This window comes from Streptomyces rugosispiralis (assembly GCF_024505145.1).
Taxonomy (GTDB): Bacteria; Actinomycetota; Actinomycetes; order Streptomycetales; family Streptomycetaceae; genus Streptomyces; species Streptomyces rugosispiralis.
Genome location: NZ_JANIAA010000224.1, coordinates 1 through 541 on the forward strand (window position 1 = coordinate 1; position 541 = coordinate 541).

The following is a 541-nucleotide window of genomic DNA, read 5'->3' on the forward strand; positions in this document are numbered from 1 at the left end:
TTATCCGACGCCTCGGGTGTTGGCGGAGTATCTGTGCACTCGGCTGACCGGTGAGACCGCAGGCTCCCATGCTCCCCTCGCCGCGAAGGCCGATGCGGACGAGCCGATCGCGATCGTCGCGATGACCTGCCGCTTCCCGGGCGGGGTCAGCTCCCCGGAGGAGCTGTGGGATCTGGTCGCCTCGGGCCGTGACGCCATCGGGGAGTTCCCGACCGGCCGGGGCTGGGACCTGGAGGGGCTCTTCCACCCCGACCCCGACCACCCCGGCACCTCGTACGCCCGTAAAGGCGGGTTCCTTTACGACGCCGACGCGTTCGATGCGGCGTTCTTCGGGATCAATCCGCGGGAGGCGTTGGCGACGGATCCGCAGCAGCGGTTGCTGTTGGAGGCGTCGTGGGAGGTGTTGGAGCGGGCGGGTATCGACCCGGTGTCGTTGAAGGGCAGCCCGACCGGGGTTTACGCGGGCGTGATGTACCACGACTACGCCGCCGGGCTCAGCGGCGGTGACGCGCGGCTGGAGGGCTACGCCATGCTGGCCAGC

Annotated in this window: 1 protein-coding gene; it reads left to right on the forward strand. The window is 69.9% G+C overall.

The features are described from left to right. Positions 1–541 (forward strand): polyketide synthase (locus NP777_RS47170; protein ID WP_256656366.1); only part of this gene is annotated, 541 nt, incomplete at both ends.